The following is a 5759-nucleotide window of genomic DNA, read 5'->3' on the forward strand; positions in this document are numbered from 1 at the left end:
GGGATTCGGCCGTGGGGCAGGGGCGCCGACGGGGCTACGGCGTGACGATCTTGCCCGGGTTGAAGTTGCCGCCCGGGTCCTGCGCCGCGTACAGATCCTTCAGCATCCGCACGCCGCCCTCGGTGATGTCCTCAGCGATCCACGGCTGATGCTCCGTCCCCACCGCATGGTGGTGGCTCACGGTGCCCAGGTGGTGCATGAACTCCTGCTGGATCGTGTGCTTCAGCGCCGTGTACTCCTCGAGCATTCGCTCATCCGACTCGTACGGAACAGCGAACGTGAAGTACAGGCACGCGCCCTGGTGGTAGCTGTGGCTCATGTGGCAGAACATGAAGCCGCGCAGCCCCATCTCGTCGAGCTTCCTGTAGAACGCGTCGTACACCGAGGAGTGCATCTCGTTCAGGCGCGACCACGTGGTGCCGGTGTCCGAGACATCGCCGTACACGTTCATCCCCAGCAGGAAGTCCCGCAGGTACGGGGTGTCGAACTTCTTCTGGTCATAGATCTTGCCGGGGCCGGCGCCGAGCGTGATGCCGCCGACGGACTTCACGATCCGCTTCACCGCGGACTTCTCCCGCTCCACATGCTGCTTCGTCCCCTCGAAGCACACGTAGGAGATGCACATCTCCTCACGGGTGTCCCAGCCCTTCGAGCGCAGGTACGCGAACAGGCCCTCCTGGACCTTCGCCATCGCCTTCGACTTCCGCGACTCCGGCTCCTTCACCATCGCCAGCGAGAAGCGGGTCTCCGGGCCGTCCGACAGGCGCGTGAACACCGGATGCACCTCCGAGCGGGCGATCGCGTGCATGCCGCGCACACCGCTCTCCCAATCCGGGTACATGTACGCGATGACCTCGCGCACCGGCGCGACGCGGTGCACCCGCACCGTGCACTCCGTGATCACACCGAGGCGGCCCTCCGAACCCAGCACCATCTCGTGCACGGAGGACCCGGAATCGCGGCCCGGAATCGGCTTGGTGTCGATGACCCCGTCGGCCTGCACGAGGCGCAGCCCGCGCACGATGCCCTCGATGTCGCCGTACTTGTCCGACTGCATGCCCGAGGAGCGGGTCGCGGCCCAGCCGCCGAGCGTGGAGTACGCGAACGAATCCGGGAAGTGGCCCATCGTCCAGCCGCGCTCCTGCAGCTGCTCCTCCAGGTCCGGGCCGTACACGCCGGCCTGGACGCGGGCGAGGCCAGCGGTGTCGTCGATGTCGAGGACGCGGCGCATCCGGCCCAGATTCAGGGTGATGATTGCCCGCTTCTCGTCCACATCGGGGGTGACGGAGCCGGAAATGGAGGAGCCGCCGCCGAACGGGATGACCACGAGGTCGCGCTCCACCACGAGGCGGAGGATCGATTGCACCTCCTCGTCGCTCGCCGGATACACGACAGCATCCACGATGCGGCGGAAGTCGCCGGTGCGGGCGCGGAACAGGTCTGTGACGGAGCGGCCGAAGGAGTGCACCACGCGGTACTCGTCGTCCGTGCGGACGTTCTCCGAGCCGACGATCGCGGTCAGCGCGGCGGCGTCCTCCGAGGACAGCACGCTCGCCGGCACCTCATAGTCGGACAGCTGCGGTTCGGGGCGCGGCGTGATGGCGTCGAGGTCGAGACCGACCTTCTCCTTCACCAGCGGCGCGAACAGCGGCTTGTTGTCGAAGCGGAACGTGACATCGTCCAGTCCCCAGCCCCACCACTTGTGGCGCTTCACATCAGCTGCCGAGATCATTCGCTCAGCTCCTCCCCCATCACAGTGCGGTAATTCGATTCGTACAGTTCGGCAACGGTGGCCTGCACGCGCGCGGAGAAGTCGGTGACGACCTCCCCTTCGAACGGGCGCATCGGCTCACCGAACACGACCCCGACGGGCGGCTTGCCCGGCTTCGGCCAATTGCGGCCCTTCGGCATCGCCTCATGCCCGCCGATCAGCGCCGCCGGGATCACAGGGGTGCCCACCCCGGTGGCGAGCGCAGCCGCGCCCGGTTTGAACTCGGCCATGCGGCCGGTCGTGGAGCGGGTCGCCTCCGGGAACACCAGGATCGGCACCCCGGCCTTCAGCAGGCGGCGGCTGAGGCCCGAGTTCTTCTTCGAGCCGTCGCGGTCGATCGGGAACGCGTTGAACATCCAGCGCACGAAGATGCGGCGGTACCACACCTCGAAGAAGTACTCGCGTGCCACGCCCGTGGACAGGTAGCGCGCCTGCTTGATCGGCAGGCCCTGCATCAGCATCGGCGCATCCAGGTGCGAGGAGTGGTTCGCGACCAGGACGAACGCGCCGCGGACCTTGTGAACCGACGGGTGCACGCTGATCGTCTGGGTCACCACCGACCCGACGATGCTGCGGAAGACGCCGCGCTGGAGCAGCCGACGGATCCGCGACCGCCAGCGGGACCGGTAGAGGGCCGGGTCGTGGTACTGATTCACTTCTCTTTGTTCCTCCGCGCCGTCAGCCAGGCGCTCACTCGGTGGATGATGGAGCGCGGCGCGAGGCGGGAGAGCGCCACGATCAGCTTGAACCTCTTCGAAGGGATGGAGATGACGCGGCCGGCGGCGGCGTCACGCAGGCACTCCTCCACGAGGCGGTCCGGGTCCAGCCACAGGAAGCCCGGGATCGAGGTCCCCTTGATGCCGGCGCGCTCGTGGAACTCGGTGCGCACCCAACCGGGGGCGAGCGCCACCACCCGCACACCCGTGCCGGCGAGGCGGACCGACAGGGCCTCCGTGTAGATCTGCGCCCACGCCTTGATGGCGGAGTAGTTGTTCTGCGGCACGTATCCGGAGGTGGAGGTGACGTTGATGATGGTGCCCTCGCCGCGCGCCGCCATGGTGCGGCCGGCGGCGCCGGACAGGTGGTAGACGGCGCGGACCATCACTTCGAGGCCGTCGTCGTGCAGGGAGAGGTCCTCGCCGAGGATGTCGGACCGGACGGAGAAGCCGGCGTTGTTGACGAGGATGTCGATCGGCGGGTCCGCTTCGAGGCGCTCCACGATCCGCTGCTGGTCATCGCGGTGGACCAGATCAGCCTCGATGGTCTCGACGTCCACGCCGTATCGGGAACGGATGTCCGAGGCGAAGGCGTCGAGTCGTTCGGGGTTGCGGGCCACGATCACCAGGTCAGCGCCGCGCTGTGCGAAGGCCCTGGCGAAGGCCGCCCCGATACCTGACGTTCCGCCGGTGATGAGGGCCCTGTGCATGCGCCCTACGATACACTAGGCCGCACTGCCCTCAGCCCCTCCAGGCGCCTCGCGGGAGGGGTCACGACGGCCCACATCACCCGATTCCACCTGGGAGAACGACCTCGTCATGGCGAATGCTCACTCGCAGATCCTGCTCACCGGCGTCACCGGATTCCTGGGACAGGCCGTCCTCCAGGACCTGCTGGAGAACCACCCCGATGTCCGCGTCACCGCGGTGATCCGACCCAAGGGCTCCCAGACCGGGCGCAAGCGCCTCGAAGGTCTGCTGCGCAAGCCCGTGTTCACCTCCTGGGCTGAGCGCACCAGCAAGGAGGAGGTCGCGTCGGCCCTCGCCGACCGGGTCGACGTCCTCGAAGGCGATCTCACCGCGATGCCGCCGCTGACGCAGAAGCTCGACGTGGTCATCCACTCCGCCTCCTCGGTGTCCTTCGACCCGCCGATCAACGAAGCGTTCGCCACCAACGTGGGCGGCGCGAAGAACCTGTACGAGGCGCTGCTGGAGTCCGATCAGGACCCGCACGTCATCCACGTCTCCACCGCGTACGTGTCCGGCCTCGCCAAGGGCCTGCGCCGCGAGGGCCGCCTCACCCACACCGCTGACTGGCGCGCCGAGTACGACATGGCGCTCGCCGCGAAGGACCGGGTCGAAGCGCAGTCCCGCACTCCGGAGGTGCTGCGCCGGCTGATGCGCCGCGCCGCCTTCGAGGCCGGCAAGATGGGTCCGAAGGCCAGCGCGGAGGTCGCGGAGCGCGCCCGCCAGGACTGGGTCCACGAGCGCCTCCAGGACTACGGCCTGCAGCGCGCCAACTCCCTTGGCTGGACCGACATCTACACCTTCACCAAGGCGATGGCGGAGCGCGTCGCCGAGGAGCTGTGGGCCCAGAAGGGCCACCGCCTGTCCGTGGTGCGCCCCTCCATCATCGAGTCGGCACTGCGCCGCCCCTACCCGGGCTGGCTGGACGGCTACAAGGTCGCCGACCCGCTGATCATGGCGTACGGCAACGGCCGCCTGCCGGAATTCCCCGGCCTCGCCGACTCCATCCTCGACATCATCCCGGTCGACTTCATCGTCAACGTCATCACCGCGCTCGCCACGCAGGACGTGTCCCGCCGCGGCGATGACGCCTACTTCCAGGTCGTCTCCGGCTCCTCCAACCCGCTGCCGTTCCACGAGATGGTGTCCGCGGTGCAGGGCTACTTCCAGGAGCACCCCCTCACCGACGATGACGGCAGCCCCATCGAGGTCCCCACGTGGTCGTTCCCGTCCGTGCAGCTCATCGAGGCGCGCTTCTGGGCGACTCAGAAGGCCGCGAAGACCGCGCAGCTCATCACCAGCCAGCTGCCGGGCACGAAGCGCACCCGCCAGTGGGCCGGCCAGCTGCATAGGACCGTGAGCGGCCTGGAGACCCTGCGGAAGTTCACCGACCTGTACCGCCACTACACGAAGACCGAAATGGTGTTCGACGACGCGAACACCCGCGCTCTCCGGGAGGAGCTGCCGGCGGACTTCCTCGCCACCAACGACTTCGACGTCACCGTCATCAACTGGAAGGACTTCTTCCAGAAGCAGCACCTGCCGGCCCTCACCGAGCTGACGAAGGCGTACAAGCGGGCGAAGTCCGCCCAGCGCCGCCGCGAGGCCCGAGGCCCCGCCGCTCTGAAGGAGGGCTCGGACGTCCTCGCCGTGTTCGACCTCGACGGCACCGTCATCGCGCAGAACATCGTGCAGCAGTACCTGTCGATCATGCGCGCCACTCGCCCTCGCCGCGCCTGGGCAGCCGAGAGCGCGAAGCTGGCGTCCGCGCTGCCGCAGTACCTGCTGGCGGAGTCCCGGGACCGCTCGGAGTTCATCCGGTCCGTGAACCGCCGCTACCGGGGGTACACCCCCGCGGAGCTGCGCGGTGTGCTGTCCGGGGAGCTCGGGGAGAAGATCCGCGCCTCCATCCGCGACGAGGCCCGCGCCCGCATCGAGGAGCACCGGAAGGCCGGTCACCGCACCGTGCTCGTGACCGGTGCGCTCGATCTGCTCGTGGAGCCGATCGCGGACCTGTTCGATGACGTGGTCGCCACCCGCATGCATCTCGGCGACGACGGCCGTCTCACCGGCTACCTCGCGACCCCGCCGGTGGTGGATGAGGCGCGCGCGAACTGGCTGCGGAAGTACGCCGACGAGCACGGCCTCGACCTCACGAAGTCCTACGGCTACGGCGACTCCGTCGCCGATGCGTCATGGCTGCGGCTGCTGGGGCACCCGTCGGCCATCTCCCCCGACCTGGGACTGTACGCGGAGGCGAAGAAGCAGCGCTGGCAGGTCCTCGACTGGAAGTGACGGTCCCGCGCTGAGGGGTCGACGGTCGCTGCCCGACAAGGGTCCCGCTGACACCGCCGAACGGGGGCATAGTGTAGGAAAGGGCGTTCCGCTCGGGGACGCCCCATCACCCCGTTACCTTGTGAGCACCCCGATGGACGGGGTCTGGTCGCTCGGCCGGGTATGGCTTTGTTGCCCTGCCATTGATGGTCCGGGGGGTGTTGCCGCCCGGTCGAGAGACACGCGTTGAC

4 protein-coding genes are annotated in these 5759 nt (G+C 68.4%); 1 reads left to right on the forward strand and 3 read right to left on the reverse strand.

The features are described from left to right. Positions 1-34: 34 nt before the first annotated feature. The 3 genes from MHY20_RS11330 to MHY20_RS11340 are packed head-to-tail and all read right to left on the reverse strand — an operon-like array spanning position 35 to position 3197. A complete protein-coding gene (locus MHY20_RS11330) occupies positions 35-1732 on the reverse strand; it encodes an FAD-binding oxidoreductase (protein WP_239376859.1) in 1698 nt (565 codons plus the stop codon). Then, positions 1729-2427 (reverse strand): lysophospholipid acyltransferase family protein, encoded by a 699-nt coding sequence (locus MHY20_RS11335; protein ID WP_239376861.1) that lies wholly within the window; start codon positions 2425-2427, stop codon positions 1729-1731. The genes MHY20_RS11330 and MHY20_RS11335 overlap by 4 nt, the downstream gene beginning before the upstream one ends. Then, on the reverse strand, positions 2424-3197 hold the full coding sequence (locus MHY20_RS11340; RefSeq protein WP_239376863.1) for an SDR family NAD(P)-dependent oxidoreductase: 774 nt from the start codon (positions 3195-3197) through the stop codon (positions 2424-2426). The genes MHY20_RS11335 and MHY20_RS11340 overlap by 4 nt, the downstream gene beginning before the upstream one ends. A gap of 109 nt (positions 3198-3306) precedes the next feature. Here MHY20_RS11340 and MHY20_RS11345 point away from each other — a divergent pair, with 109 nt between their 5' ends. Next, positions 3307-5529 carry an HAD-IB family hydrolase gene (locus MHY20_RS11345; RefSeq protein ID WP_239376865.1) on the forward strand — a complete coding sequence of 741 codons (2223 nt, stop codon included), beginning with the start codon at positions 3307-3309 and terminating at the stop codon, positions 5527-5529. The last annotated feature ends 230 nt before the right edge of the window (positions 5530-5759 follow it).

Source organism: Helcobacillus sp. ACRRO (assembly GCF_022347125.1).
GTDB classification, from domain to species: Bacteria; Actinomycetota; Actinomycetes; order Actinomycetales; family Dermabacteraceae; genus Helcobacillus; species Helcobacillus massiliensis.

Excerpts from the sequence above, each read along its gene's own strand:
- MHY20_RS11330 (WP_239376859.1), bottom strand. The coding sequence starts at position 1,732 with ATGATCTCGGCAGCTGATGTGAAGCGCCACAAGTGGTGGGGCTGGGGA.
- MHY20_RS11340 (WP_239376863.1), bottom strand. The coding sequence starts at position 3,197 with ATGCACAGGGCCCTCATCACCGGCGGAACGTCAGGTATCGGGGCGGCC.
- MHY20_RS11345 (WP_239376865.1), top strand. The coding sequence starts at position 3,307 with ATGGCGAATGCTCACTCGCAGATCCTGCTCACCGGCGTCACCGGATTC.